General features: G+C 63.6%; 26 protein-coding genes and 1 tRNA gene. 12 read left to right on the top strand and 15 right to left on the bottom strand.

Annotated elements, in window-relative coordinates:
- Window positions 1–9 precede the first annotated feature (9 nt).
- Complete coding sequence (locus tag EN861_RS31715) at window positions 10–876, bottom strand: SDR family oxidoreductase (protein ID WP_127872240.1); 867 nt, start codon at window positions 874–876, stop codon at window positions 10–12.
- Window positions 877–934: 58 nt separating this feature from the next.
- Between EN861_RS31715 and EN861_RS31710 the strand changes: the two genes are divergently transcribed.
- The gene (locus tag EN861_RS31710; protein WP_127277868.1) at window positions 935–1,786 is read left to right on the top strand and encodes a YihY/virulence factor BrkB family protein; all 852 of its coding nucleotides are present in this window, start codon (window positions 935–937) and stop codon (window positions 1,784–1,786) included.
- Between the two features lie 123 nt (window positions 1,787–1,909).
- On the opposite strand, the gene EN861_RS31705 is transcribed toward EN861_RS31710, so the two are convergent.
- Entirely contained in the window at window positions 1,910–2,806 is an 897-nt protein-coding gene (locus tag EN861_RS31705; RefSeq protein ID WP_135867537.1) for a DMT family transporter, read from the bottom strand.
- A gap of 150 nt (window positions 2,807–2,956) precedes the next feature.
- The gene (gene gluQRS, locus EN861_RS31700) at window positions 2,957–3,832 is read right to left on the bottom strand and encodes a tRNA glutamyl-Q(34) synthetase GluQRS (protein ID WP_135867536.1); all 876 of its coding nucleotides are present in this window, start codon (window positions 3,830–3,832) and stop codon (window positions 2,957–2,959) included.
- Between the two features lie 75 nt (window positions 3,833–3,907).
- Between gluQRS and EN861_RS31695 the strand changes: the two genes are divergently transcribed.
- Window positions 3,908–4,549, top strand: a complete 642-nt coding sequence (locus EN861_RS31695) for a DNA-3-methyladenine glycosylase (RefSeq protein WP_135867535.1) — start codon at window positions 3,908–3,910, stop codon at window positions 4,547–4,549.
- 188 nt (window positions 4,550–4,737) lie between these two features.
- Window positions 4,738–5,295, top strand: a complete 558-nt coding sequence (locus EN861_RS31690) for an HNH endonuclease (protein ID WP_027031236.1) — start codon at window positions 4,738–4,740, stop codon at window positions 5,293–5,295.
- A gap of 167 nt (window positions 5,296–5,462) precedes the next feature.
- Here EN861_RS31690 and EN861_RS31685 read toward each other — a convergent pair whose 3' ends face one another.
- Both EN861_RS31685 and EN861_RS31680 read right to left on the bottom strand, forming a co-directional pair.
- The gene (locus tag EN861_RS31685; protein WP_135867534.1) at window positions 5,463–5,981 is read right to left on the bottom strand and encodes a disulfide bond formation protein B; all 519 of its coding nucleotides are present in this window, start codon (window positions 5,979–5,981) and stop codon (window positions 5,463–5,465) included.
- An 82-nt stretch (window positions 5,982–6,063) separates the two neighbouring features.
- Window positions 6,064–6,657 carry a YqaA family protein gene (locus EN861_RS31680; protein WP_135867533.1) on the bottom strand — a complete coding sequence of 198 codons (594 nt, stop codon included), beginning with the start codon at window positions 6,655–6,657 and terminating at the stop codon, window positions 6,064–6,066.
- A gap of 269 nt (window positions 6,658–6,926) precedes the next feature.
- Here EN861_RS31680 and EN861_RS31675 point away from each other — a divergent pair.
- Window positions 6,927–7,011: transfer RNA gene (locus tag EN861_RS31675), tRNA-Leu, on the top strand.
- Window positions 7,012–7,243: 232 nt separating this feature from the next.
- Here the strand turns inward: EN861_RS31675 and EN861_RS31670 are convergent.
- The 7 genes from EN861_RS31670 to secA all read right to left on the bottom strand — a co-directional run bounded on the left by EN861_RS31670 (window position 7,244) and on the right by secA (window position 16,530).
- Entirely contained in the window at window positions 7,244–7,609 is a 366-nt protein-coding gene (locus EN861_RS31670) for a GtrA family protein (RefSeq protein ID WP_135867532.1), read from the bottom strand.
- Between the two features lie 4 nt (window positions 7,610–7,613).
- Window positions 7,614–8,564 (bottom strand): WxcM-like domain-containing protein, encoded by a 951-nt coding sequence (locus tag EN861_RS31665; protein ID WP_127872274.1) that lies wholly within the window; start codon window positions 8,562–8,564, stop codon window positions 7,614–7,616.
- Window positions 8,561–9,499, bottom strand: a complete 939-nt coding sequence (locus EN861_RS31660; protein WP_210235203.1) for a glycosyltransferase family 2 protein — start codon at window positions 9,497–9,499, stop codon at window positions 8,561–8,563. The genes EN861_RS31665 and EN861_RS31660 overlap by 4 nt, the downstream gene beginning before the upstream one ends.
- The gene (locus EN861_RS31655; protein WP_189343783.1) at window positions 9,496–10,602 is read right to left on the bottom strand and encodes a DegT/DnrJ/EryC1/StrS family aminotransferase; all 1,107 of its coding nucleotides are present in this window, start codon (window positions 10,600–10,602) and stop codon (window positions 9,496–9,498) included. Before EN861_RS31655 ends, EN861_RS31660 begins: the two co-directional genes overlap by 4 nt.
- Window positions 10,603–10,798: 196 nt before the next feature.
- Window positions 10,799–12,079 (bottom strand): GNAT family N-acetyltransferase, encoded by a 1,281-nt coding sequence (locus tag EN861_RS31650; protein WP_135867530.1) that lies wholly within the window; start codon window positions 12,077–12,079, stop codon window positions 10,799–10,801.
- Window positions 12,079–13,479 carry a lipopolysaccharide biosynthesis protein gene (locus EN861_RS31645; protein WP_135867529.1) on the bottom strand — a complete coding sequence of 467 codons (1,401 nt, stop codon included), beginning with the start codon at window positions 13,477–13,479 and terminating at the stop codon, window positions 12,079–12,081. The genes EN861_RS31650 and EN861_RS31645 overlap by 1 nt, the downstream gene beginning before the upstream one ends.
- Window positions 13,480–13,797: 318 nt before the next feature.
- Window positions 13,798–16,530: a preprotein translocase subunit SecA gene (gene secA / locus EN861_RS31640; RefSeq protein ID WP_127279459.1), complete on the bottom strand. Its 2,733-nt coding sequence runs from the start codon at window positions 16,528–16,530 to the stop codon at window positions 13,798–13,800.
- A 261-nt stretch (window positions 16,531–16,791) separates the two neighbouring features.
- Here secA and EN861_RS31635 point away from each other — a divergent pair, with 261 nt between their 5' ends.
- Complete coding sequence (locus tag EN861_RS31635) at window positions 16,792–17,718, top strand: peptidylprolyl isomerase (protein WP_127279460.1); 927 nt, start codon at window positions 16,792–16,794, stop codon at window positions 17,716–17,718.
- A gap of 75 nt (window positions 17,719–17,793) precedes the next feature.
- Here EN861_RS31635 and EN861_RS31630 read toward each other — a convergent pair whose 3' ends face one another.
- On the bottom strand, window positions 17,794–18,393 hold the full coding sequence (locus tag EN861_RS31630) for a TetR/AcrR family transcriptional regulator (protein WP_135867528.1): 600 nt from the start codon (window positions 18,391–18,393) through the stop codon (window positions 17,794–17,796).
- Between the two features lie 103 nt (window positions 18,394–18,496).
- Complete coding sequence (locus tag EN861_RS31625) at window positions 18,497–19,777, bottom strand: caspase domain-containing protein (RefSeq protein ID WP_245512156.1); 1,281 nt, start codon at window positions 19,775–19,777, stop codon at window positions 18,497–18,499.
- Between the two features lie 113 nt (window positions 19,778–19,890).
- On the opposite strand from EN861_RS31625, the gene argJ reads away from it, so the two are divergent.
- From argJ to EN861_RS31600, 5 genes are all read left to right on the top strand, one after another.
- On the top strand, window positions 19,891–21,132 hold the full coding sequence (argJ, locus tag EN861_RS31620) for a bifunctional glutamate N-acetyltransferase/amino-acid acetyltransferase ArgJ (RefSeq protein ID WP_135867527.1): 1,242 nt from the start codon (window positions 19,891–19,893) through the stop codon (window positions 21,130–21,132).
- 29 nt (window positions 21,133–21,161) lie between these two features.
- Window positions 21,162–21,914, top strand: a complete 753-nt coding sequence (locus EN861_RS31615) for a GNAT family N-acetyltransferase (RefSeq protein ID WP_135867586.1) — start codon at window positions 21,162–21,164, stop codon at window positions 21,912–21,914.
- The gene (locus tag EN861_RS31610; protein ID WP_135867526.1) at window positions 21,907–22,329 is read left to right on the top strand and encodes a (deoxy)nucleoside triphosphate pyrophosphohydrolase; all 423 of its coding nucleotides are present in this window, start codon (window positions 21,907–21,909) and stop codon (window positions 22,327–22,329) included. The genes EN861_RS31615 and EN861_RS31610 overlap by 8 nt, the downstream gene beginning before the upstream one ends.
- 124 nt (window positions 22,330–22,453) lie before the next feature.
- On the top strand, window positions 22,454–22,768 hold the full coding sequence (locus EN861_RS31605; RefSeq protein ID WP_135867585.1) for a hypothetical protein: 315 nt from the start codon (window positions 22,454–22,456) through the stop codon (window positions 22,766–22,768).
- Between the two features lie 110 nt (window positions 22,769–22,878).
- Complete coding sequence (locus EN861_RS31600) at window positions 22,879–23,058, top strand: Flp family type IVb pilin (RefSeq protein WP_127280913.1); 180 nt, start codon at window positions 22,879–22,881, stop codon at window positions 23,056–23,058.
- Between the two features lie 14 nt (window positions 23,059–23,072).
- On the opposite strand, the gene EN861_RS31595 is transcribed toward EN861_RS31600, so the two are convergent.
- Window positions 23,073–23,945 carry a methyltransferase domain-containing protein gene (locus tag EN861_RS31595; RefSeq protein WP_127280363.1) on the bottom strand — a complete coding sequence of 291 codons (873 nt, stop codon included), beginning with the start codon at window positions 23,943–23,945 and terminating at the stop codon, window positions 23,073–23,075.
- A gap of 65 nt (window positions 23,946–24,010) precedes the next feature.
- Between EN861_RS31595 and EN861_RS31590 the strand changes: the two genes are divergently transcribed.
- The gene (locus tag EN861_RS31590; RefSeq protein ID WP_135867525.1) at window positions 24,011–24,823 is read left to right on the top strand and encodes a ComF family protein; all 813 of its coding nucleotides are present in this window, start codon (window positions 24,011–24,013) and stop codon (window positions 24,821–24,823) included.
- Window positions 24,824–24,848: 25 nt separating this feature from the next.
- Entirely contained in the window at window positions 24,849–25,118 is a 270-nt protein-coding gene (gene grxC, locus EN861_RS31585; protein WP_127280365.1) for a glutaredoxin 3, read from the top strand.
- Window positions 25,119–25,122 lie beyond the last annotated feature (4 nt).

Genomic DNA, 25,122 nt, shown 5'->3' with positions numbered 1-25,122 from the left:
TCTGCTTGTTCAGGCGCGCCTGGCAAGCAGGCGGTGGAGCATTGGGGCCGGCAGGATGCGTTTGAGCACGGCCCCGATCCTGGCCGACATTGTTACCACATAGTGTGGGCGCGGGTGCCGCGACAGAAGTGCATGGCGAAGCGCCTTGTGGACCACTTCCGGCCCGGGCTTCAGGGCCGATTGGCTGCCGCCGGCGCGCATGCGCTCCAGCTGCGCGGCATAGTCGGCGCGATGCACGGAATTCTCGTGATCGATATTCCTGAGGAACCAGGGCAAGCCATTGCTGGCGATCTTCGATTTCACCGGCCCCGGCTCGATCAGCGAGACATGGATGCCGCTGCCGGTTAGTTCCTGGCGCTGGCAGAGCATCAAGGCTTCCAAGGCGTGCTTGGATGCCGAATAGGCGCCACGGAAGCGCACCGGCACGAGACCCAGGATCGACGAGCAATGGACGAGGCGGCCGTGGCCCTGGCGGCGCATCACCGGAACCAGACGGCGGGTCAGGTCGTGCCAGCCGAAGAAATTGGCCTCGAACTGCTCTTTGAGCGCCGCAACGGACAGATCCTCGACGGCGCCGGCCTGGGCGTAAGCGCCGTTGTTGAACAGGGCATCGAGCTTGCCGCCGGTGCGCTCGAGTACGGCCGATGCCAGGGCGGCGATGGATCCCGGTTCCGTGTAGTCGAGATAGAAAGCCTCAATTCCGTCCGCTTCGAGCGCGGCGATGTCTTGCGGCTTGCGCGCCGTCGCGAACACCCGCCAGCCCTCGGCCTTCAATGCGCGGGCGCAATAGGCGCCTATGCCGGAAGACGCACCGGTGACGATGATGGTGCGCAACTCTGCCGCTGGAGAATTCGGAGTTTGACGAAGGGTTGCCATTTGCCGCATTCCCTTCCCATATTCGCGGCGTCGAGACAATCGAAGGGAGCGCGCGTTCTTGCTGCGGAATATTGTCGCCCTGCGTCGCGTGCTCTACGACGCGCTCGGCCATTTCAACACCGATGACGGCTGGGCGATGGCCAGCCATCTGGCGATCACCTCGCTGATGGCGCTGTTTCCGTTCCTGATCTTCGCCACGACGCTGGGCAGCTTCCTCGGCGCCCAGGCCTTTGCCGACACGGCGGTGCATCTGGTCTTCGACACGTGGCCCGAGCAGATCGCCAAACCGATCGCGCATGAAGTGCTCAACGTGCTGACCGTCAGGCGCAGCGACCTGTTGACCTATGGCGTGCTGCTTGCCGCCTATTTCGCCTCGAACGGCATCGAGGCGCTGCGCACGTCGCTCAATCGCGCTTATCGGGTCACCGAGACGCGCGGCATCATCTACCGCCGGGTGCAGAGCATCTTCTTCGTGCTGATCGCGACCGCCGGGTTCCTGGCGATCAGCGTGCTTCTGGTGTTCGCGCCCCTGTTGGCGCGGCTGGCTGAAGCCCATTTCGAGTGGATCAAACCCTATACGGGCACGATCACGCTGTGGCGTTACGTCATTGCCTCGACCGTCATCATCGGCGGGCTCTTCGCCGTTCACTACTGGCTGCCGGCCGGCAAGCGCCGTTTCGTCTCGCTGGTGCCGGGCATCATCTTCACGCTGGCGGCATGGCTTATCGGCTCGACGATGTTTGCCACCTATCTCGACCATTTCTCGTCCTATGTGACGACCTATGCCGGTCTCGCCTCGATCATGATCGCGGTGGTTTTCCTCTACATCGTCTCGGCGATCTTCATCCTCGGCGGCGAGCTCAACGCCGCGATCAGCCGCTATCTGGAGGCGCGTGCCCGGGTGGGTTGACCGGCGGAATTGAAGAACGGAGGAATTGAAGGAATGAGGAATTGAGGAGTTGAAGAACTGAGGAATTGGAGAAAAAGGCGCCATATCCGGCGCCGTGCACTTCTTCTTCAATTCTTCAATTCCTCAGTTCTGCAATTCCTCAATTCCTCCCCTGGCCGGTCGCGCCGTTGCCAGGCCCACGCCAAAGGTGGTGATCGCCATGCCGGCGATCTGAAGTGCGTTGAGTTGTTCGTTGAACAGAGCCCAGGCGATGATGGCCGTCACCGCCGGCACAAGGTAGAACAACGACGCCACTTTCGACATCTCACCGTCGCGGATCATCACCATCAACAGGAAGATTGCGCCGAGCGACAGCACCAGCACCAACCAGGCCATGGCGAAGATCAGTTCGCCGTTGATGACGACGGCGTGCGTTTCGAAGGCGAGCGCGGCCACGATCATCAGCGAGGCGCCGCCGATATATTGCCACATGGTGGCCGCGACGAGGTCGCCGCCGGAGGCAAAGCGCTTCTGCCAGATGGTTCCGGCGCTCATGCCGAGCACCGAGACCAGCGAGGCGGTCAGCGTCGCCACCGTTACGCCGCCGCCGAGCGCGCCGAGTTTTGGCCACAGCACAATGACGATGCCGACCAGGCCGATGCCAAGGCCAAGCCAGTGGCGCGGCAGGATGGCCTCGCCCAGGAACTTGCCGGCAAGCACCGCAGTGATCAGCGGCTGCAAGCCGACGATAAGGGCCGAAAATCCGGCGGGCATACCCCTGTGGATGGCCCAGAAGACGGCGCCGAGATAGACGCCATGCATCAGCACGCCGGCACCGGTGGCATGCAGCGCCTCCTCGCGGGTGGCTCGCTTCGAGCCCAGCACAAGCATCAGCACTGCCAGCAGGATGGCGGCTATGACGAAACGCGCCGCGAGGAAGGTGAATGGCTCCGCCCACGGCATGGCGTAGCGGGCGCCGATGAAGCCGGTTGCCCACAAGACAACGAAGGTGGCGGGGATGAACCGCTTGATGCTGTGCATTTTTCCGGAGACCGCCGTACTGGTGAGAATTGACCGTGGCGATGCTCTAACCCTGTTCAACCTGGCGCGCAAAACCAAACCGTTGATCCATACATCACCGGAATTCAACGGGTGAAGGGCTCAAAAGGTGTCTCCCAAGGATTGCTGGGCTCAGAGCCCGATCGTCCGCCTGACATCGTCCGGCGAAGCGCCGGCATCACGCAAGGCGGCAAGGCCGGCATCCCTGAGGCTCTTCGACAGTTTTCGCCCGTCCGGCCCTAGGACCAGCCGATGGTGGAAATAGGCGGGTGGCTGCAATCCCAGAATCTCCTGAAGCAGTCGCTGCACGCCGGTCGCGGAAAACAGGTCCTGTCCGCGCACGACATGGCTGACGCCTTGCAGCGCGTCGTCGACGATGACGGCGAGGTGGTAGCTGGTCGGGATGTCGCGGCGCGCCACGATCACGTCGCCCCAGTCCTGCGGACGGGCCTCGACCAGGTGCGTCGCGGATAGCGTCTCATCGGTGAATTCGGCCCATGCGAGGTCCTTGCCGGCACGCGCCATGGCGGCGCCGACGTCCAGCCGCCAGGCGAAGGGTGTATTCTCGGCAATCCGCCGCCTGCGTTCCTTCATCGGCAATGCCTTGTCGGCTGGCGGATAGAGCGGCACACCGTCGGGATCGCGCGGCCAGTCGCGCCCGCGCATTTCGCTGTCGGCGATGAAAGCCCTGATCTCGCCACGGCTCATGAAGGCGGGATAGACCAGTTCCTCGCGGATCAGGCGCTCGAGCACCGTCCGGTATTCCGCGAAATGCTCGGACTGGCGGCGCACGGGCTCTTGCCAGCCAAGCCCCAGCCATTTCAGGTCGGCAAGCATGCCCGCCTCGAACTCCGGCGTGCAGCGTGTGGTGTCGATATCCTCGATGCGCAGCAGCAGACGGCCGCCTGACGCCTTTGCGAGCTTCTGGTTGAGCAACGCCGAATAGGCGTGGCCCAGATGCAGTTCGCCATTGGGGCTGGGCGCGAAGCGGAATGTCAGGAGCGTCATGTCTCGGGCGGCAATCGGGTTGTGCTGCGGTTTTGGCGGTTGCTACTTTGCGGCACATTCGCGGACAAGGATACCATGCAGCGCATCGCGACACTGGACGACGTTGAGCGGGGGCTGGATGCGCTTTGCATCATCGATCCGCGCCTGGAAAAAGTGCGCGGCATGGCCGGCGAGGTGCCGCTCAGGCTTTCGGAGCCCGGGTTCAGGAGCCTCGCCTCGATCATCGTGTCGCAGCAAGTTTCCCGGGCGAGTGCCGATGCCATCTTCGGCCGGCTGACGAAACTGGTCGATCCGCTAACGCCGCGGGCTATCCTTGCCGCCGGCGAGGACATGTTTCGCGAGGCCGGTCTGTCGCGGCCCAAGCAGCGTGGTCTTGTCGCGGTCGCCCAAGCGGTGGCCGACGGCCTCGACCTGCATCATCTCTGTTCGCTCGACGCCGGGGAAGCGATCGCGGCAATGACAGCGGTGCCTGGTATCGGCCCCTGGACGGCGGAAGTGTATCTGTTGTTTGCCGCCGGACACCCCGATATTTTCCCGGCGCGTGACGTCGCCCTGCAGAGCGCCGTCGGCCACGCGCTCGGCATCGACCCGCGCCCGCCTGAGAAAACACTGATCGCCTTGGCCGAATCATGGAGCCCGTGGCGAGGTGTCGCATCGCGGCTTTTCTGGTCCTATTATCGCGAAACCAGGGGCCGAGACGCCGCACCGCCGGCCTGAATCCGCAAAAAAGCATAAAAATCATGTGTTTTTGGCACGCCGCGCCCGCGACAATCCGCTTCACATCCCTGTCATGTCAGGCTTACAGTATCCGCGCCGAACGGTCGGGCTTTTGAAGCAGCACGTGACCCTTTCCGAAAGTCGAATTCGATTTTCGGGATCATGTGCGAACCAAGGAGGTCAACAAGGTGACGGTTGCCGTATCTCCGGATGGGCTTCCAGCGCTGGTGCTGAATGCGGATTACCGTCCGCTCAGCTATTACCCCTTGTCGCTCTGGTCCTGGCAGGACGCCATCAAGGCGGTATTCCTCGACCGGGTGAACATCGTCGCCGAATACGAGCATGCGGTGTCCTCGCCGACCTTCTCGATGAAGCTGCCGAGCGTGGTCAGCCTGAAGGCCTATGTGAAGCCGTCGAGGCACCCGGCGTTCACCCGCTTCAACGTCTTCCTGCGCGACCGCTTCCAGTGCCAGTATTGCGGCACGCCCGAGGACCTGACCTTCGACCACGTCATCCCCCGTCATCGCGGCGGCGCGACGACATGGGAGAACGTCGTCGCCGCCTGTTCGCCTTGCAATCTGAGGAAGGGCGGCATGATGCCGGCGCATGCCAAGATGTTTCCTCTGCAGAAGCCCTACCAGCCGACGGTGCATGATCTGCACAACAACGGCCGGCTGTTCCCGCCCAACCATCTGCATGAAAGCTGGATGGATTATCTCTACTGGGACGTCGAACTGGAGCCTTGAGTTTTCGAGAATCCGGAAGGCTGGCCGCCTGACGCAGCTTTCTGCGCTTCCGGCGCTCACGTACTTAAGCACGCTCCGCTCCGGTTCTCGAGAGCCGCGCGATCCGACTCAGCCCGCCGAATTTCTGGGCCTGCCGAATTTCTGGACGAACTCTGCGTCGCGCTGGTTCAGTCGCGGGAAAATGCGCCGCGGAAGGCGATGGCGGCGAGGATCAAGCTGGCGATGGCGTTCCAGCCGGCCAGTGACAGGCCAAGGATGCGCAGCGCCGCCTTGTCGCAAGAGGGCGGCACGAATTTGTCGAGCGCGTCGAGCACGCCTTTGCCGCCGGTGTCGACCGGGCCGGCGCCCGCCGTGCAATCGGCCGGACCCTGCCACCAGGCCCATTCGACGCCGGAGTGATAGACGCCAAGATAAAGGCCGTAGAGCATCAAGAGGCCGCCGATGGCCAGCAGACCGCGCGCCACCCATGCCGGTGCGCGCAGCATCGATGCGATCACCGCCAGCACCATCAAGGGCACGCCGATGTAGTATGGCGTGCGCTGTTCCAGACAGAGATGGCAGGGGATGTAGCCGCCAATGTGCTGGAAGCCGAGCGCCGAGCCAACGGTCGCGGCCATCGCGACCGCGAGAAACAGGGCAGCGCGTGTCCGCTGGCGTCCGGTATCGGCATTCATGGTCGCTGTCATGGTTCTATCGTCCGTTGTGTTCGCCGCCCGCAGGTCCGCCTGCCGCTTTCGCGAAACCGTTACGCGATTCGAGAGAGATGCTTCAGAGGGCGTATTTGATCAGGATATAGAGCAAAATCAGGGCAACCGCGGCGGCGCCGGCGATCAGGCCCAGGCGCTTTTCGATGAATTCGCGGATTGGCTCGCCATAGCGGCGCAAAAGCCACGCCAGGAGCAGGAAGCGGCCGCCACGCGCGATGATCGCCAGCACGATGAACAGCGCCAGGTTGACGCCCAGGGCGCCGGACAGGATCGTCACCACCTTGATCGGCGGCAGATGCGCCGCACCCGAGGTGACCAGCATCAGGGCGATGAACTCGATGCTTACGCCCGCGGAGGAGCGCAACTGTTCGAACTCGTCATACTTGCCGTAGAATTCGAGGATAGGCCGCGCCACCGCGTCATAGGCGTAGTGGCCGATGAACCAGCCCGCAATGCCGCCCAGCACCGAAGCGACGGTGGCGATGAAGGCATAGCGATAGGCCCGGTCCGGCCGCGACAATGCCATCGGCAGATAGAGCACATCGGCCGGCACCAGGAATACCGAGCTTTCGACGAAAGCGATGAAGGCCAGCCACCATTCGGCGGATTTGCGGGCCGCCAGTGACAAGGTCCAGTCGTACAGTCCGCGAAGCATCGGCTCTCCTAGTGGATATCGTGCGTGCTGCGGTTCTCGGATACCGGCATGCATGAGACAAGGGCCTAAAGCGCCGCAGCCATCGCTTTCGCGGACATTTGAACGCGAGCCTGTCTAGAAAGATTTTCCGTGCCGCACAATGGCAGCGCTGTTTACGGAATCGTAAGGCGCGGGTTCAAGCCCGCCGACATCGGCAAATCTGCAACAGGCCAGTTGACGAACAGGCCTCCGACCGTATAGTCCGCGCCCATCCAGGCCGCCCGGCCTGAGCCCCTATGGCGGAATTGGTAGACGCGCTCGACTCAAAATCGAGTTCCGCAAGGAGTGCTGGTTCGATCCCGGCTAGGGGCACCATTCCATGTTCAGCTGCTGATTCACCTTTGCTTGCCCGCGGATGGTCCAGGCAAGCTCGGTGAAGCATGGCTGTCCGATGACAATGAGGGTTGTTGGGATTTCACGCTCGCGGCTCATCCGGGACAATTCAGAGCAGCAGGCTGGCGCCGTTGCGGCAACCTGCTCCCGCTATGTGATGTTCCATTCGGTCGTCATGATGTGGGGGGTCGAAATGCTGCCGAGACAACTTCGATCAGAGCGCTCTGCGAAGTATCCATCGAGAGGCCAGGAAATTGAGACTCGTCGTGATGGCGAGGGTGGCGAGGTATGCGGCCAGCGCGTTTTCGAGGATGTCTCGTAGAAAATGAAGGCTTGCCAATCCGATCAGGAACACGACGACCACCAGGCCGCCCATCGCCAGCCGGTCCGCAAGGGCGGTGCGGCCGCCTGGGAAAACGCGTTTCGGATAGAGCACCATGACGAACAACAGACCTGTCAGCCAGGCAATGGCATAGGAAAGACCTGAAGGCAGGACAGCGAGGGCGGCAAAATAGATGAGGCTGGTGAAGGCTGTGTTGAGACCACCGGCGACGAGGAAGCGGACAGCGTCTGCGCGCATTCGGTCAACGGCCGTCCTGTCCGACTACGCTGAGGAAATCCGTATAGTCCCTGATGTAGTCACCCGCATCATAGTGATGCGAAGCCATGACCAGCAGGACCGTGTCCGGCTGGAATTTGTACTGGATTCCCCAGATGCCCGGCGGCATGTAGAGCCCGATCGACGGTTCGGCCAGAGAAACCTCTTTTCTGTCATGGCCGTTGTCGAGGACAACGGAAAGCCGCCCATGGGCCGCGATCAGGAATTGATGGCATTCGCGATGTGCGTGCTCGCCCCTGACCTTGTCGGAAGGCACACCGTAGACCAGAAAGGAGCGCGCCGGTTTGAAGGGCAGGTTCGAACCGAACTCCAGCGGTGCGATCTCGCCGCGCAGGTCGCCAAAATGCGGCAGCCTCCAGAGTTCGCTGCCGCCGATGCCAAGCGGCATTCTTTCGCCGGGCATATCGGGGAATGTCTGCGTCACCGTCGGCTGGATTTGCGGACCGGTCTGGTAGCCGATGATGATGGCTGGATTTCCGACCACCACGGCATTGGCGGGAACATTCTTGGTCACCACCGCGCCTGCGCCGATCATCGCCTGACGCCCGATGACTATGCCTGGCAGGATTGTCGCATTGGCGCCTATTGATGCGCCGTCCTCGACCGTCGTCAGAAGAAATGCCTCGGGATACTCTTTCGAGCGCGGGAAACGATCATTGGTGAATGTCGCGTTTGGGCCGACGAACACGCGGTTCCCAAGGCGGAGGCCGTCCCACAATTGAACGCCGCTCTTTATGGTCACGTCATTGCCGATCACCACGTCGTTCTCGATGAAAACATGATCACAAATGTTGCAGTCCGCCCCGATCACGGCGCCCGGCAGAACATGGGCAAACGCCCAGATACGTGTTCCCTGGCCGATATGCGGACTTTCGCAGATGCCCTGCTCATGAACAAAAAATGCCCTGTCGGTCATTTCGATGTCCCCTCGACGACGCGGCTGATCACTCTCAGGGGCCGTGACTTGGTGTTTTCAACCGCCCGCCAGAGATAGCAGCCCAGAATGCCCTGGACCATCAGACTGGCCGATCCGAAGCCCACGATCAGCAGCACCAGTGTTGTGTAGCCGGCTGCGTCAATGTTGCCGAGCAACCGCGCCACGACGGTAACGGCTGCAAACAGCAGGCTGAGCAGGCAGCCCGCGAAACCCACCCAAAGGGTCAGAATTATTGGGAAATCGGAGAACGAAAAGATGCTGTCCATCATGTATCTGAACCGACGGGCCATGCTCCAGGCACTCGTCCCGTGCTCTCGTTCGCGGCGGCGATAGGGCACGAATTCCCGCCTGAAGCCGACCCAGAACAATTGCACGACAAGCGAGCTGTTGGGCTCCTCGATGGACAGGATCGCTTCCAGCACCTGGCGGTTGCAAGCAAAAATATCGACCCCACCGCTCGGCATGCTGGGCAGGACGAGCCTGCGGTAGGCCGCCCAGAACGCCTTCGACAAAACCCGCGTTATCGGCGGATCATTGCGACCCGTCCTGCGCCCGAATACGACGTCGGCGCCATCCTTCTCCAGGATCGAGAAGAACTCCACGATCAGTTCCGGCGGCTCCTGCAGGTCGGCGGCCATGGCGGCGACATGCTCGCCAGAAGCATGTTCGAGACCGGTTCGAATGGCGGTGAAAGAGCCGAAATTCCGGCTGTGAAAGATGATCTTGTAGTCGAAGCCAGAGGTCTTCAGCGCATTGAGAAGCAAGGGCCCCGATTCATCCGGCGAACCATCGATGACAAAGACGAACTCGATATCGCCCTCATACCTGGCATGAAAATTGGCGACCGCCTGCATCAGGGAGGGGATATTCGCCTGATTGCGGTAGATCGGAAAAACGATCGAGCGTGTCGTCACATTGCCTCCCATTGGGCGAGTGCCAGACAGACTTGGCCGACCTCGTCATACGTCATGTCGGGATAGCACGGCACGGTGCAGAGACGGTTGACGCTGGCCCGTGAGACCACCAGATCTTCGGTTCCTTTCATCGGCAGTCCTGCCCAGCCGACCTGATCGCAGTCAAGGACGGGGTAATGGATCTCGGTATCGACGCCATGCTCCTTCATGAAAATCCTGAACGCATCGCGCTCGTCGCACAAGGCGACGGCAAGATGCGCGACCGCGCCGTCACCGCCTTCCACGAATTGCAACCGCCGCCTGGCGGCCGACTTGTAGCGGCCCAGAATAGCACGGCGTCGTTCGTTTCTATCGCCCAGATCACGCAGAAGGACATCGAGAACGGCCGCCTGGACCTCATCCATGCGGGAGTTGCGGCCATGGGGTACGCCGACATGATATTTTGACACCCAGCCATATTGCTGCAGCCGCCGCACATGTTCGGCAATCGCCGGGTCGGACGTCAAAATAGCGCCGCCATCACCCGCCGCGCCGAGATTCTTGGTTGGGTAGAAGCTGAAAGTGGACACGTCCGCGAGCGAACCCGCCACGCGCCCGCCGATGCGTGCGCCATGTGCCTGCGCACAATCCTCCACGATCGGAATATGTGAGAGGCCGGCCTCGGCAAGTGCGCTTTTGAGGGCGCCGACATCGACGCCGCCGCCATAAAGATGCGTGACGACGATGGCGGCGGTGTCCGTGCTGGCCGCGGCCAGCACCGATGAAACGCTGATCAACTGGCTGGCTGCATCGATGTCGACATAGTGGGGGACAAGGTCGTTGTGCCAGCAGGCGCAACTTGCGTAGCCGCCGGCATTGGCAGCCGTGATGACTTCGCGTCCCCGAGCGCCATTGCGCCCGACAGCCGCGGCCAAGGCCAGTTCGAGAGCGTCCGTTCCGTTGGCCACAAGGACGCAATCCGAGACGCCGATGAAGCCTGCGAAGTTGGCGGCGAATTTCTTGCCCATCGCGCCATTGAGCCACCATCCGGAGCGCAGTGTGCTTGTTACTTCACGTTCAATTTCGACCTGGTATCGTTGATACAGCCGCTTGAGGTCGTTCATCGGGACGGAATCTTGTTTCGTCATCGGCGACTCAATGGCTGAATCTGTTTTTCACTTCGAGAGTGATCGCTGGACACAACTCTTGGCAAGCTGAATTAATGCTGCTGCCGAGAACCGCGACCTTCATTGCGGAACGCGATACGCCGGCTGTGGGACAAGCTGATTGAACGCAGCCGAGCTCGTCTCGACGGACCCCTTAGCGCCGCCGCAGCAAGCTCTTCATCCGGTTGCGCAGCAGGCGCGCCATGTTGCGGGTCTCGCGGTAGAGATGCAGTTGCGAGGCGGCCTGGCGGGCGAGACGGTCGGCATCCCTGGTCAACCCGATCACCAATGTGCCGACCGGCTTGCGCTCGCTCCATAGCCTGCTCATCACCGGGTGATCGGGCACGGCGCAGGAATCGGTGATCATGATGTTGGGGTCGTCGAGATGCTGCCTGGTGACCTCGATCATCAGCAGCGTGCCGGGCGAATAAACGGCCAGCGTCTCGTCATAGGCGGTCTTCCAGGTGTAGGCGACGCCGGCCTCGACGAAGACGATCAGGCAAGCGATGGTGCGGCCGTCGAGCGTTAGCGAATGGATGCGGCACATGTCCTGTTCGGCGAGCCGGTGCACCGCCTCGCGGGCAAAGGCGGCGCGGAAGCGGTCGATCGCCATGGCGGTGCGCTCGCGGCCTTTCCAGCCGGACGCTTCCAGCGTCAGGAAGTGCTCGATGGCGTGACGGATCTCCTCGGGGCCGCGTGCCACGACATGTTCGAGCTTGCCGAGATCGCCGAGGCGCCGCTTCAGGCGGCGGAACTCGCGGTAATGGTGCGCGCTCAGCGAAGCCTTCAGATAATCGTCGCCGTCGAGTTCGCTCTCCAGCACGGGGCGTGAGATCTGGCCCGTGGTGACCAGCATCAGGCCGCGCGTCTCGGCCACGGTGCCGATCAGGCTCGCCACCGGACCGTCGAGCCTGATGTCAGGCAGGACCAGGACTTTCGGCAGCTTGAGATGCGGGCGCGACAGCATCGAGAAGAAATCCTCGACCACGCCGACCGGATCGTCGCGGTCGATCAGCGGCGTGCCGAGCGGGCCGAACGGGCTCGACCATGTGCGCATGACCGGCACGCCGAGCGGCACCACCGGCCGTTCCACCGAGATCGGCACCAGCAGGCGCAGCCGGTTGCGGTATTCATCACCGTCGCGGATCACGGCAAGACGCACCTCGCGGTCTTCCAGGCGGGGCATGGCCGGCGCCAGGAAGCGCGGGTTGAAGAAGACGTTCGGCTCGATCGTGCGGGCGCAGAGATAGTCCAGTTCCTCGACCAGGTCGAAGCCGGCCGATGCCGGGTAGATGGCGAGTTTGCGCTCGGGCCGGTTGTTGGCGAGGATCTCGATATGGGCCGGATCGGCGTCGCGCGCCAGCCCGGCAAGGCCGGACACCATGGCGCCGGCCGGACCGCCGCTGGTTTCCTCGAGCAAGGGGATGGCTGCCATCAGGCGGCTCCTTTGGCTGGCACGAAGATCGCCATGACGATGCCGAGCTTGCGCCAGACCGTGAAGGACAGCGCGCTGGCCTCGAAGATCATGGCAAAGGCGGTGGCCATGGCCGCGCCCCACAGGCCGAAAAGCGGGATCAGCACCACGTTGAGCCCGATGTTGAAGGCCAGGGTCATGGCATAGACGGCGGCGCAGACATTCTGGTTGCCGCTCATGGTGAGCAGGCTTTCGCAGGGACCGACGGCGGCCCGCGCCACGACGCCAAAGACGAGCAGGAACAAGAGCGGATAGCCAGAGGTGAATTCGGGGCCGAACAGCACCAGCATCGGTTCGCCCAGCGCCAGCACCAGGAACGCCATCAGCAGCGAGGGCCAGAACGTCCACGACACCGTCTCGCGGGCGAACGCGGCAAGCCTTTCCGGCTCGCCATGGGTGAACTGCGCGTAGCGCTGGGCGACGCCCGCCTTGACCGCGAAATAGACGAAATGCACCAGCGCCAGCGTCTTGACCGTGGCGAAATAGACGGCGACGTCGTTGGGATCCATATAGGCGCCGACCATCAGCACATCGGCATTGGTGAGCAGGAAGAAGAAGCTCTCGACCAGGAAGATCGGCAGCGAGACGATGAACCATTGCGCGAAATGCACTTTCATCGGGCCGGCCGGAATCTGCCTTTCCATGCGCTGGGTGACGCCGATCAACTGAGACAGCGTGGTGACGTAGGTGGCGGCGATCGAGGCGAAGATCGCCGTCCGCGCGTCGGGGGCGTAGCCTGCCCAAAGCATCAGCGCCATGAACAGCAGGATCAGCACCGGCCGTATCAGGTAGGTCGGCGACAGCGCGAACAATGCCCATGAATTGGCACGCGCCAGCCCCTGCAGCAAATCCGACAGCGCAATCATCGGCAGGCAGATGACGCCGAGGATGAACGGTATGACGTAGTAATTTTCGATCCAGGGTGCGGCCAGCCAGACACCGAGGGCGCCAAGGCCCGCGATCAGTGTCGAGGCGATCAGCACGAACAGACGGCTGGCCACGACGATGCCGCGCAATTCGTCCATCAGGCCGCGCTCGCGGTATTCGGGAATGAAGCGGATGACCGATGTGTGAAAGCCGAGGCAGGCGAGGTTGCCGACGATGACCATCGTCACCCAGACCAGGACGAAAATGCCGTACTCGAACGAGCCCATCCAGCGCGCCATCAGCACCTGGCTGATGAAGGCGATGACGGCGCTGACGATGCGGATGGAGAAGGCGATGACCGACATGCGGCCGGCTTCGCCGCGCTCATCGGCGGTGAACAGCACGGCGTCGATGCGGTCAAGCAGCGGCCCCACGCGCAGCGCCAAACGCTGCGGCAAGAACCGCCCAGCAGTCGTGGCCGCGGAAAAGCGCACCCCGATTTCTCTCCGTTTTCCGCCTCTTTTCACGCTTTGGTGTAGCGAAGACACCTTAAGAAAGCGTGGGTGGGGGCGCTTCCTTCTCCCCGTTCACGGGGAGAAGGTGCCGGCAGGCGGATGAGGGGCGGCGCCGGCTTTGGAGTTTGCACTGTGGATGCGGGAAGAAGAAAAGCCATCCGCAAAACGAATCGGCTCGCCGGGAGCGGGCGAGGCATTGTTTTTGGTCGCAGACAAACGCCAATCGGCGCTGCCCCTCATCCGCCCTTCGGGCACCTTCTCCCCGTATAGTGACGGGGAGAAGGCAAGAGCGCGCTCTTACGCGAACGCGCCGTGGCAGTGCTTGTATTTCTTGCCGGAGCCGCAGGGGCAGGCTTCGTTGCGGCCGACCTTGCCCCAGGTGGCCTGGTTGTTGGGGTCGCGATCCTCGGGAGCGACGATGGCGTTGCTTTCCTGGCGCACCAGAAGAGCCGTTTCGCCGCCGTCAAAATCATTCTCGCCGGTGGTGCCGTCAATATGCGTGCCGAACATGTCGGGGGCTTCCGGCGGCGGGGCTTCGGCGGCCTGGCGGACCAGTTCGACGCGCATCAGCTGCGCGGTGACGGCCTGGCGCAGATTGCCCAGCATCGCCTGGAACAGCTCGAACGCCTCGCCCTTGTATTCCTGCAGCGGATCGCGCTGGGCGTAGCCGCGGAAGCCGACGACCGAGCGCAGGTGATCGAGATTGACGATGTGCTCGCGCCACAAATGGTCGAGCGTCTGCAGCACCACGGAGCGCTCGACATAGGTCATCACCTCGGGGCCGAAACGGTCGGCGCGTTCTTGTGCCGCGGCTTCGGCGGCTTGAGAGATGCGCTCGCGGATGTCGTCCTCGGCGATGCCTTCTTCCTTCACCCAGTCCTCGATCGGCAGGTCGAGATTGAGGAATTCGGCGACCTCGGCCTTCAGGCCCGCGACGTCCCACTGTTCGGCATAGGCGTTTTCGGGAATGGCCTTGGCGACGATCTCGTCGATGACGCCTTCGCGCATCTCGGCAATGGTTTCCGAAAGGCCTTCGCCGTCCATCAGCTCGATGCGCTGCTCGAACACCACCTTGCGCTGGTCGTTGGAGACGTCGTCATATTTCAACAGGTTCTTGCGGATGTCGAAGTTGCGGGCCTCGACCTTCTTCTGCGCCTTTTCCAGCGCCTTGTTGATCCAAGGATGGATGATGGCCTCGTCTTCCTTGAGGCCGAGCTTCTGCAGCATGCCGTCCATGCGCTCGGAGCCGAAGATGCGCATCAGATCGTCCTGCAGCGACAGGAAGAATTTCGAGCGGCCCGGGTCGCCCTGGCGGCCGGAACGGCCTCTGAGCTGATTGTCGATGCGGCGTGACTCATGGCGCTCGGTGGCGAGCACGTAGAGGCCGCCGGCGGCCAGCGCCTTTTCCTTCAGGCGCTCGATGTCGGCATAAATCTCCTTTTCGCGCGCCTCGCGCTCGGGACCCTCCGGCATGTCGCCCAGTTCGTCGGCGATGCGCATCTCGGCATTGCCGCCGAGCTTGATGTCGGTGCCGCGGCCGGCCATGTTGGTGGCGATGGTGATGGCGCCGGGCTTGCCGGCCTGGGCGACGATCGCCGCCTCGCGCTCGTGGTGGCGGGCGTTCAGCACTTCGAAATCCTTGAAGCCTTCCTTGCGCAGGCGCTCGGCCAACTGCTCGGACTTTTCGATCGAGGTGGTGCCGACCAACGTCGGCTGGCCCTTGGCGCTGGCTTCGCGGATCTCCCTGACGATCGCCTTGTACTTCTCCTCGACCGTCCGGTAGACCTCGTCGTCCTCGTCCTTGCGGATAACGGGCAGGTTGGTCGGGATCTCGGTGACCTCGAGGCCGTAGATGTTGCCGAATTCCTCGGCTTCGGTCAGCGCCGTGCCGGTCATGCCGGAAAGCTTCTTGTAGAGGCGGAAGTAGTTCTGGAAGGTGACGGAGGCCAGCGTCTGGTTCTCCGGCTGGATCGCCACATGTTCCTTGGCTTCGAGCGCCTGGTGCAGGCCTTCCGAATAGCGGCGGCCGGGCATCATGCGGCCGGTGAACTCGTCGATGATGACGATCTCGCCGTTGCGCACGATGTAGTCCTTGTCGCGCTGGAACAGCCGGTGCGCCTTCAGCGCGTTGTTGACGTGATGGACGATGGCGACGTTCTCGACGTCGTACAGCGACTCGCCCTTGAGCAGGTCGGCATCGCGCAGCATACTCTCGAGCTTCTCGGTGCCTTCCTCGGTGAAGATCGAGGTCTTCTGCTTCTCATCGATCTCGTAATCCTGCGGCTGCAGCTTGATGATGAAGGTGTCGATGGTGTTGTACATTTCCGAACGGTCCTCTAGCGGACCGGAAATGATCAGCGGCGTGCGCGCCTCGTCGACCAGGATGGAATCGACCTCGTCGACGATCGCGTAATTGTGACCGCGCTGCACCATCTGGGCGCGCTCGTACTTCATGTTGTCGCGCAGATAGTCGAAGCCGAGCTCGTTGTTGGTGGCGTAGGTGACGTCGGAGGCGTAGGCGACGCGACGCTCCTCGTCCGACAGGCCGTGGACGATGACGCCGACCGACAGGCCGAGGAATTTGTAGACGCGGCCCATCCATTCGGAGTCGCGGGTGGCGAGGTAGTCGTTGACGGTGACGACATGGACGCCGTTGCCGGCGAGTGCATTGAGATAGACCGGCAGCGTCGCGACCAGGGTCTTGCCCTCGCCGGTGCGCATCTCGGCAATGCCGCCATTGTGCAGCACCATGCCGCCGATCAGCTGGACGTCGAAGGGACGCATGCCAAGCACACGGCGCGCCGCCTCGCGGGCGGTCGCGAAGGCTGGGATCAGCAGATCGTCAAGGCTGGCGCCGTTGGCGATGTCCTGGCGGAATTTTTCCGTGCGGCCGGCAAGCTCGGCGTCGGAGAGCGCCCGCATCTCGTTTTCCATGGCGTTGATCGCCTCGACACGGGGGCGGGTCGATTTGACCCGACGGTCGTTGGAGGAACCGAAAACCTTACGGGCGAGACCGCCGAGACTGACCATCCAATGGTCCTTTCGATAGAATTCTCAATCTTGAGACAGGCGCCGGCCGGCCCCATCACATCCACGTGAACGCACCGCTTGAATGCGGGCAAACACAAAAAGCGCCCGGAAAACGGTTCTGGACGCCAAGTCGATGGACAGATAAGAGGGGGCTCAACTGATGTCAACGCCGCGCTGGCCCTGCCGGTCGCGCCAAATTCCGCCATAATCTGGCTGATCTGGAAGCCGCCCTCCTTACAATCCCTCACCGGAGTCATTCTTATGTCCTTGTTGTTCAGCCGTGCGTCGCTTGCCAGCCTTGGCCTGGCCCTCGGCCTGTCGGCTCTTTGCCTGTCGCCATCGATGGCGCAGGAGACCGCTCCCGCACCGGCCGCCCCGGCGGATGCGGCCGCACCGGCCGCGGCGCCGGTCGATCCGAACACCGTGATCGCCACCGTCAACGGCCAGCCCTTGACCGAAGCCGATCTGATGCTTGCCGAGGGCGAGCTGTCGCAGCAGTTCGCGCAGTTGCCGCCTGAACAGCGCCGCGCCGCCGCCCTTTCGGCGGCGATCGAAATCCGTGTCATGGCCGCCAAGGCCGTTACCGACGGTCTTGACAAGGATCCCGATTTCCAGCGCCGCATGGCCTTCCTGCAGCAGCGCGCGCTGCATGGCGAGATGGTCGAAAAGGGCGTCGTCGACAAGGTCACCGATGCCGAGGTTCGCGCCCGCTACGACCAGGAAATCGCCAACACCCCGCCGGTCAACGAGGTGCATGCCCGTCACATCCTCGTGAAGACCAAGGAAGAGGCCGAGGCGATCATCAAGCAGCTCGACGGCGGCGCCGACTTCCAGAAGCTCGCCAACGAACACACCTCGGATCCGAGCGGCAAGTCCAATGGCGGCGACCTCGGCTGGTTCGGGCCTGGCCAGATGGTGCCGGAGTTCGACAAGGCGGCCTTCGCGCTCGATGTCGGCAAGTACACCGAGCAGCCGGTGCAGTCGCAGTTTGGCTGGCACGTCATCAAGCTCGAGGACAAGCGCGCCAAGCAGCCGCCGGCCTTCGACGAGGTCAAGGACCAGGCCAAGCAGGCCGTCATCCGCGACAAGTATTTCGCGCTGGTCAAATCGCTGCGCGCCGGTGCCAAGGTCGAGATCCCCGACGCCAACCTCAAGAAGGCCGTCGATACGCTGGAAAGCGCCAAGTAAGCCCGAACAGCTTCGAAAAGGGCGCGGCAGCCGGAAGGTGCCGCGCCCTTTTTGTTGGCACGTGCCAGCGGGCGCCTATCTGCCGGGCGCTGCTATGCCTTGCAGGAGATAGCGGACCACCTTGCGAATCGTCGCCTCGGGCTCGTCGAGCCGGTTGGTCAGGAGATGCCGCCACGCGTAGGAAGCCAGGAGGTCGGCGACCACGGCCGGATCGATATCGCCGGCGATTTCGCCCCTTGCCTTGGCACGTTCGATGATCCGGGTGGTGTGGGCGCGGCGTCCGCTGGCGTAACCGGCAAGAGCCTCGGCCGCGGTCTCATCCGACTGCGCCTCGGCGATCAGCGACCTGAACACGCTTCCCGACGATGTCTCGCGCCAGTGGAAGAACAGGTTCTCCAGGAAGCCGACGAGATCTTCTTCCAGTTTTCCCGTATCGGGAACGTCGACGCGTTTCTGGCGCTGGTAGACTTCCAGCAGCAGCGCCGCCTTGCTCGGCCACCAGCGATAGATGGTCGGCTTGCCGGCCCGGGCGCGCCGCGCCACCGCCTCGATCGAAAAGCCGGCATAGCCGGCCTCGACGAGCACGGCCTCGGCTGCCTCCAGAATGGCGTCCGCACTGTCGGGATTGCGCCGCGCCCCGATCGATCTGCGCGCCGTATCCGCCGCCTCGGCCATTCCTGTCGTCCTCGTTTCAATTCGCCGGCATGATAAGTGATCCGGTGATGAAACGAAACGATCCGTTTTTGGATGCAGAGGCGCCGTCATCAGGCGGTGGTCGTCACATCGGCTGCGACGTCTCGGACACGATGCGCCATCCCTTATCGGTCTTGATCAATTCCAGCGTCACCCGCGCCTTGCCGGCCACGCGCGCCGCCGACTTGTCCTTTGGCGTGTAGTCGTAGCTCATGGCAAAGACGGCCTGGGCGCTGCCCTCGCCGTGCGGTGTAACCTCCAGGCTGCCGGGGTCGAGGCCAAGCGACCAGGAGGCCCATTGCGCGAACCAGTCGCTCTTCACCTTCGCAAGCGTCTCGGCATCGTAAGGCGTGCCGAAGACGGTGACGGATGCGCCATAAAGCCGTCTGACGGCCGCGCGCATGTCCTTGACGTCCGGCGACAGGTAGTCGTCGCGCAGGAACTTCTCGATCGTGCTTTTGTCGTCGCCGACCGAACGCTCGAGCGCAGCCACTTGCGTCGAGGGCGCGGCTGCGGCCGCCGGTTCCGGGGCCTTCACCGGTCCTTTGCCCGGCACGAATTCGAAGCGTTCGAGCAGCGATCCCTGTTCCCACGGTCGCTGGGCCTCGCGGGTTTGCGAAACCACGTCGCGGCGCACCGCGATCATCATGTCGTTGATGCTCTGGCCGGGTTCGGCGATGTGGCGCAGCAGGGCCTTGGCGAAGGGCGAGTTGCGCCCGCTGCCGTCCATGGCGACAGCACCGGGCGCGGTCGAAAAAGCGATGAAGGAACCGCGCGTCGAATCGAACTGCGCCAGACCCGCCAGCGCCGTCGCCGAGCGGGTGGTGGCGGTGCGGCTCAGGCTGCGGGCAAACGGGTTGTTGCGGCAGGCATCGAGGAAGACCAGGCTGACCTTGGTCTGCTGTTCCATGATGTCGAGGACTTCGTCGATCGGCACGGCTTCGAGCTGCAGCTTCACCGGCATGTCGAGCCTGGCGTCGACCGGCACGATGTAATTGCGGCCGTCGACCTGAAGGCCGTGGCCGGCATAGTAGAAAAGCCCGACGCCGGCACCTTCGAGCGCATCGGAGAACTCGCCGATGCTGTGTTCAAGCTCGCGCTTGCCGAGGTCGTTGCCTTCGATGACCTCGAAGCCGATGGAACGCAGCTTGTCGGCGATGTCGAGCGCGTCGTTGACCGGATTGGCCAGCGTGCCGGCCTCGGCATAGGTACCGTTGCCGATGACGAGCGCGACGCGCCGCCCCGGCTCGGCGTCGGCGCGCAGCAGCAGAAGTCCGAGAAATGCCCAAGCGAGGATCGCAAGCCTGCCCATGGGGAAGATCATAGCGCCACGGACCCCGGCGATGCCAACGGATTTGAAATGCAAGCTTAATCCTGACCGGGTTTGTCCCTGGCCGGAGTGACGAAAACGCGCTTGCGCCCGCGCGCCGTATCGGGCAAACCGGCCTTCCCCTTGCGATTTTCCCGCCCGAGGTCTCCATGTCCACGACGATTTCGCCGCTCGCGCCGAAGAAATACCCCAAAATGCCGGAAATCGAAGGGGTGCGCATCGCCACCGCCGAAGCGGGGATAAAGTACAAGAACCGCACCGACCTGCTGGCCATGGTGTTCGACGCCGGTACTGCGGTCGCCGGCGTGTTCACCAAGTCGAAATGCCCCTCGGCGCCGGTCGATTTCTGCCGCCAGAACCTTGGCGCCGGCCAGGCGCGGGTGCTGGTCGTCAATTCCGGCAACGCCAACGCCTTCACCGGCAAGAAAGGCCGCGAGTCCACCGCGATGACGGGCGAAGCGGCGGCGAAGGCCGCGGGCTGCACGCCAGGCGAGGTTTTCCTGGCTTCGACCGGCGTCATCGGCGAGCCGCTCGACACATCCAAGTTCAGCCATCTGCTCGCCGGGCTGGTCAGCGATGGCAAGCCGAACCTGTGGACCGAGGCTGCAAGGGCCATCATGACCACGGACACCTATCCGAAAGTGGCGACGCAGACGGTGAAGCTCGGCGACGCAGATGTCACCATCAACGGCATTTCCAAGGGTGCCGGCATGATCGCGCCAGACATGGCGACGATGCTCTCCTTCATCGCCACCGACGCGCCGATCGCGGCACCGGTCCTGCAGGACCTTTTGTCGCGCGGCACTGCCAAGACATTCAACGCGGTGACCGTCGACAGCGACACCTCGACCAGCGACACGCTGTTGTTGTTCGCCACCGGCAAGGCGGCAAAGCGCGGCGCGCCTGAAATCACCGATCCCAGGGATGCCCGTCTTGGTCAGTTCCGCCGGGCGCTCGGCAGGGTGCTGAAGTCGCTGGCGCTGCAAGTGGTGCGTGACGGCGAGGGCGCGCGCAAGCAGGTCGAGGTCACCGTCACCGGGGCCAAGTCGGCCCGCTCGGCCAAGCGCATCGCGCTGTCGATCGCCAATTCGCCGCTGGTCAAGACGGCGGTCGCCGGCGAGGACGCCAATTGGGGCCGCGTCGTCATGGCCGTCGGCAAGGCCGGCGAGCCCGCCGACCGCGACCGGCTGTCGATCTGGTTCGGCGACAACCGGCTGGCGCATGAGGGCGAGCGCGACCCGGCCTACTCGGAGGAAGCGACCTCGGCCTACATGAAGCGCGATGACATCCGCATCCGCGCCGATATCGGCATCGGCCGCGGCAAGGCGACGGTGTGGACCTGCGATCTCACCAAGGAATATGTCGCCATCAACGGCGACTACCGGAGCTGATCGCGTTGGTTTCGCGTCATCCGGCAAGCATGCTCGCGACCGTGCGCCGCTACGAGGCGGCCGGCTTTCGCGCCTGGCCCGCGGCCGCCGTCCATTATGACGGCACGTGGGTGGTGCGCCTGACCGCGGGACATCCGGCCAAGCGGCTGAACTCGGTCAATCCGCTCGATCCCGGCGACATCCAGCACATCGCCGACCGCATTGGCCGCGCCAGCCGCCGCTTCGACGCCTATGGCCGGCCATTGACGTTCCGCATGTCGCCACTGTCGGGCCCCGATCTTGCCGGCCATCTCGACAAGGAAGGCTGGAGCCGGTTCGACGAATCGCTCGTCATGCGGCTGCAGTTGGCGGACGCGCGGCTCGACGACGCCATGGACCAGATTCCGCTCAAGGACATCAGCCGCTTCATCGGAGCATTGCTCAAGGTCAGCGGCTCGGACATATCGCTGCGGCCGGGCCTGTCGGAGATCATCGGCGCTATCCAGCCCGAAGCCGGGCTGTTCGCGCTCGAGGATGGGGCGGAGCCGCTGGCGACGCTGATCTGCGTGCATGACGGCGATCTTGCCGGCCTGTTCGAGATCGCCACCGACAAGGCGGCGCGCAACAAGGGTCACGGCCGCAACCTGATCCTGTCGGCGCTGAAATGGGCGCGGCTGCGTGGCGCGCGGGAGGCCTGGCTGCAGGTCGAGGCCGGCAACGCGCCGGCATTGGCGCTCTACCGCGCGCTCGGCTTCGAGGAAGTCTACCGCTACCACTACCGCCGGCCGCCCGGCCATGAATGATGTGACAGCCAACGGCAAGCGCCTGCTCCTAGTCGCCGCTTGCGCGCTGGTCGACGCCGATGGCCGCGTGCTGCTGGCGCAGCGGCCTGAAGGCAAGCAGCTTGCCGGCCTGTGGGAGTTTCCCGGCGGCAAGGTCGAAGTCGGCGAGACGCCGGAACAATGCCTCATCCGTGAACTGCATGAGGAGATCGGCATCGAAACCGAAATCCCATGCCTGGCGCCGCTGACCTTTGCCAGCCATTCCTATGACGATTTCCATCTCTTGATGCCGCTGTTTGTCTGCCGCCGCTTCCGCGGCATCGCCCAGCCGAGGGAAGGGCAGGCGCTGAAATGGGTGCGGCCGAAACAGATGCGCGACTATCCGATGCCGCCGGCCGATGCGCCGTTGATCCCGTTCCTGATCGATCTCCTCTGACGATCGAGAGCTGATGGACCGCGGTCCATATCAGCCAGCGTTAATGGAAGATTTATCTCATCATGAAAAATTGATGCATGGCCGTTTTTCGCGTGGCCGCCACAATTTCGCTGGGGAGCGAGGAATGAGCCTGGACAGGGAGTGGGATTCGATCCGGCCCGAGCGCGGTTTTCGTGCCGCCGATGCCTGCATGGGCGTCCTGCGGATCGCGCTGCTGTTCGGGTCGGCTGCGGTGGCGCTGGCGCTGATCGCGACCCCTTTCCTCGACAGCCAGACGCGTTCGCAAACGGCCCGCGATGGTTTCCCCGGCCTCGACATGACGGCTACCGGTTCGATCAGCCACCGCAGCACGTATACAGTGCGCCGCAGCGTGCTGCAGGCCGAACCCGGTGGGGTCTGCATTATCCGCTCCGATGGCAAAAGCAGCGGCGACTGCTGACAAGGTTAAGGCATTGCTGAAAGGCGGCGATTTCATCCCCTGTTAAGCCTTTGCCGTTAACCTTTCTTAACAGATCGGCCGTAAGATCGTGGCAAGGGGGAAATGAGGTGATGAAAACAGTGCTGCTGCGCTTTCTGAAGGACGAAAACGGCGCCACGGCCGTCGAATACGGCCTGATTGTCTGCGTACTGTCGCTGACGATCATCGGCGGTATCGGCCAGGTCTTCAACTCGATCACCTGGCTGTTCAGCGACAACGGCAGCAGGCTTGCGAACGCTTTCGCGCACTAGAGCCTGCGAACAGGTCAATGCCCTTCAGGCCCCTCCAGTATAGTCTTTAGCGAAACCTTGGCCGAACCGGGCTTCAGCGGCTTTTGCTGCGACGCGTCGGGCGCCCAGCCGGACATCCAGACAATCGAAAAGCTTGCCCTGACGCGACCGTCGGGGTCGGAGAAGCGTTCGGCGTAGATTTCCGCGGCGCGGGCAAACAGTCTGCGCGAGCCCGGCCGCCGGCTGCGGTCGGCAAGCGCGCTGGTTTCGCCCATGGAACGCAGGTCGGCCATAAGCGCAAACAGATTGGCATAGCGCACCGTCACCGTCTCGACGTCGGCGACCGGCAACGCGAAACCGGCGCGCTGCAGCAGTGCGCCAGCATCGCGCACATCGGTGAACGGGATGACGCGCGGGCTGGCGCCACCGTAGATATCGGTCTCCGCGGCAAGCAGGCTTTCGCGCAGTTCCGACAGGGTGCCGGCGCCCGCGAAGGCGCCGAGGAAAAGTCCGTCCGGCCGCAGGGCGCGGCGGATCTGGATCAGCATGCCCGGGATGTCGTTCATGGTTTGCAGCGACAAAAGCGACACCACCAGATCGAGACCCTGCGGCTCGAACGGCACGGTCTCGAGCGGTGCAATCAGGCCGGCGGCACCATTCAGGAAAGCCGCGTCCGTCTCGACACGGGCGATATCGGCTACCTTGCCGCTCTGCGCAAGGACATCGGCCGCGGCCGAGGTCTGGCAAAACAGCACCGCCGCCTTGGCGAACCTGCGCTCGACGGCACCCAGCCGGTCGGCAAGATCCTCGGCGGCGCGATGCATGAGGAAGTCGGCACCGTCAACCGGATGGATGAGCGCGCGCCGCTTGTGCGCCAGCCACAGAGAGGTATCCATTATAGGCTGCAAGGGATGGTCCTTGTATGTCCGCGCCCTGATATGGTTCGTATGGTGGGCGACGAGAAACCAACCACGTGGCCGATCCGATGCCCAAGATCAAGTCCGACGAGATCAGGAAGCTGGCCGGGTCGGCAGCCCGGTCGGCTCTGGGCTGGCCGGCGCGCATCCTGTTTCCGCCGGTCTGCGCCGGTTGCCGCCGGCAAGTCTCGCAGCCCGGCGTGCTGTGCGGCGCCTGCTGGCCGAAGCTGCGGCTGCTGGAGCGGCCCTGGTGCCCGGTGATGGGCACGCCGTTCACCCATCACATGGGGGATGGTTTTCTGTCGGCGGAGGCGATCGCCGATCCGCCGCCCTTCGAACGGGCGCGGTCAGCGGTCGCCTATTCCGGCGTGGCCCGCCAGATGGTGCAAGGGCTGAAATACCAGGACCGCACCGATCTCGCTCCCTGGATGGCGCGCTGGATGGTTCGCGTGGGCGCCGACCTTATCGCCGACGCGGATGTGGTGGTGCCTGTGCCGCTGCATTGGCGCCGTTTTTTCAGGCGGCGGTTCAACCAGTCGGCGGAACTGGCGCGCTCGGTTTGCGAGCTCAGCGGGCTGTCTTTCGCGCCTTCCGCCATGCGTCGTGTCAAACTCACCCGCCAGCAGGTCGGGCTGGAGCGGCAGGAGCGCGAGGAGAACGTGCGCGCCGCCTTTCGCGTGCCCGCCGAGGCGGAGATTGAGATTGCAGGCCGCAGGGTGCTTCTGATCGATGATGTCTACACCACCGGCGCCACCGTGCGTGCCGCCACCAAGGCGCTGAAAAAGGGAGGCGCTGCCGCCGTCGACGTGCTGACCTTTGCCCGCGTGTTGCCTGGGGACTTCCGGGCGGACGAGTCCACGACTATATAAGTCGGCAACGGAAACGGAATTCGTCATGGTCGATGTCACGATCTATACGCGCATGATGTGCGGCTACTGCACGGCGGCCAAGCGGCTGCTGGAGCGCAAGGGTGTCGCCTATACCGAGCACGACGCCTCGTTTTCGCCGGAGCTGCGCCAGGAAATGATGTCGCGCGCCCACGGGCGCACCACCTTTCCGCAGATTTTCATCGGCGACACGCATGTCGGCGGCTGCGACGACCTCCATGATCTGGAGGCGGAGGGTCGACTGGACAAACTGCTCGCCAACGGCTCGTCGATTTGAGGTG

It is taken from the genome of Mesorhizobium sp. M8A.F.Ca.ET.218.01.1.1 (genome assembly GCF_004791165.1).
Lineage (GTDB): Bacteria > Pseudomonadota > Alphaproteobacteria > Rhizobiales > Rhizobiaceae > Mesorhizobium.
Note: the sequence above shows the minus strand (reverse complement) of the source record. Positions and strands in the feature narration are given on the sequence as shown.

What these genes read in the sequence shown, in the direction of transcription:
- EN861_RS31680 (WP_135867533.1), bottom strand. Translation starts at nt 6,657, where the DNA reads ATGCTTCGCGGACTGTACGACTGGACCTTGTCACTGGCGGCCCGCAAA.
- grxC (WP_127280365.1), top strand. Translation starts at nt 24,849, where the DNA reads ATGGTCGATGTCACGATCTATACGCGCATGATGTGCGGCTACTGCACG.
- EN861_RS31685 (WP_135867534.1), bottom strand. Translation starts at nt 5,981, where the DNA reads ATGACAGCGACCATGAATGCCGATACCGGACGCCAGCGGACACGCGCT.
- EN861_RS31635 (WP_127279460.1), top strand. Translation starts at nt 16,792, where the DNA reads ATGTCCTTGTTGTTCAGCCGTGCGTCGCTTGCCAGCCTTGGCCTGGCC.
- EN861_RS31665 (WP_127872274.1), bottom strand. Translation starts at nt 8,564, where the DNA reads ATGACCGACAGGGCATTTTTTGTTCATGAGCAGGGCATCTGCGAAAGT.
- secA (WP_127279459.1), bottom strand. Translation starts at nt 16,530, where the DNA reads ATGGTCAGTCTCGGCGGTCTCGCCCGTAAGGTTTTCGGTTCCTCCAAC.
- EN861_RS31610 (WP_135867526.1), top strand. Translation starts at nt 21,907, where the DNA reads ATGAATGATGTGACAGCCAACGGCAAGCGCCTGCTCCTAGTCGCCGCT.
- EN861_RS31715 (WP_127872240.1), bottom strand. Translation starts at nt 876, where the DNA reads ATGGCAACCCTTCGTCAAACTCCGAATTCTCCAGCGGCAGAGTTGCGC.
- EN861_RS31655 (WP_189343783.1), bottom strand. Translation starts at nt 10,602, where the DNA reads ATGAACGACCTCAAGCGGCTGTATCAACGATACCAGGTCGAAATTGAA.
- argJ (WP_135867527.1), top strand. Translation starts at nt 19,891, where the DNA reads ATGTCCACGACGATTTCGCCGCTCGCGCCGAAGAAATACCCCAAAATG.
- EN861_RS31670 (WP_135867532.1), bottom strand. Translation starts at nt 7,609, where the DNA reads ATGCGCGCAGACGCTGTCCGCTTCCTCGTCGCCGGTGGTCTCAACACA.
- gluQRS (WP_135867536.1), bottom strand. Translation starts at nt 3,832, where the DNA reads ATGACGCTCCTGACATTCCGCTTCGCGCCCAGCCCCAATGGCGAACTG.
- EN861_RS31615 (WP_135867586.1), top strand. Translation starts at nt 21,162, where the DNA reads ATGCTCGCGACCGTGCGCCGCTACGAGGCGGCCGGCTTTCGCGCCTGG.
- EN861_RS31630 (WP_135867528.1), bottom strand. Translation starts at nt 18,393, where the DNA reads ATGGCCGAGGCGGCGGATACGGCGCGCAGATCGATCGGGGCGCGGCGC.
- EN861_RS31650 (WP_135867530.1), bottom strand. Translation starts at nt 12,079, where the DNA reads ATGGCAGCCATCCCCTTGCTCGAGGAAACCAGCGGCGGTCCGGCCGGC.
- EN861_RS31600 (WP_127280913.1), top strand. Translation starts at nt 22,879, where the DNA reads ATGAAAACAGTGCTGCTGCGCTTTCTGAAGGACGAAAACGGCGCCACG.
- EN861_RS31695 (WP_135867535.1), top strand. Translation starts at nt 3,908, where the DNA reads ATGCAGCGCATCGCGACACTGGACGACGTTGAGCGGGGGCTGGATGCG.
- EN861_RS31605 (WP_135867585.1), top strand. Translation starts at nt 22,454, where the DNA reads ATGAGCCTGGACAGGGAGTGGGATTCGATCCGGCCCGAGCGCGGTTTT.
- EN861_RS31705 (WP_135867537.1), bottom strand. Translation starts at nt 2,806, where the DNA reads ATGCACAGCATCAAGCGGTTCATCCCCGCCACCTTCGTTGTCTTGTGG.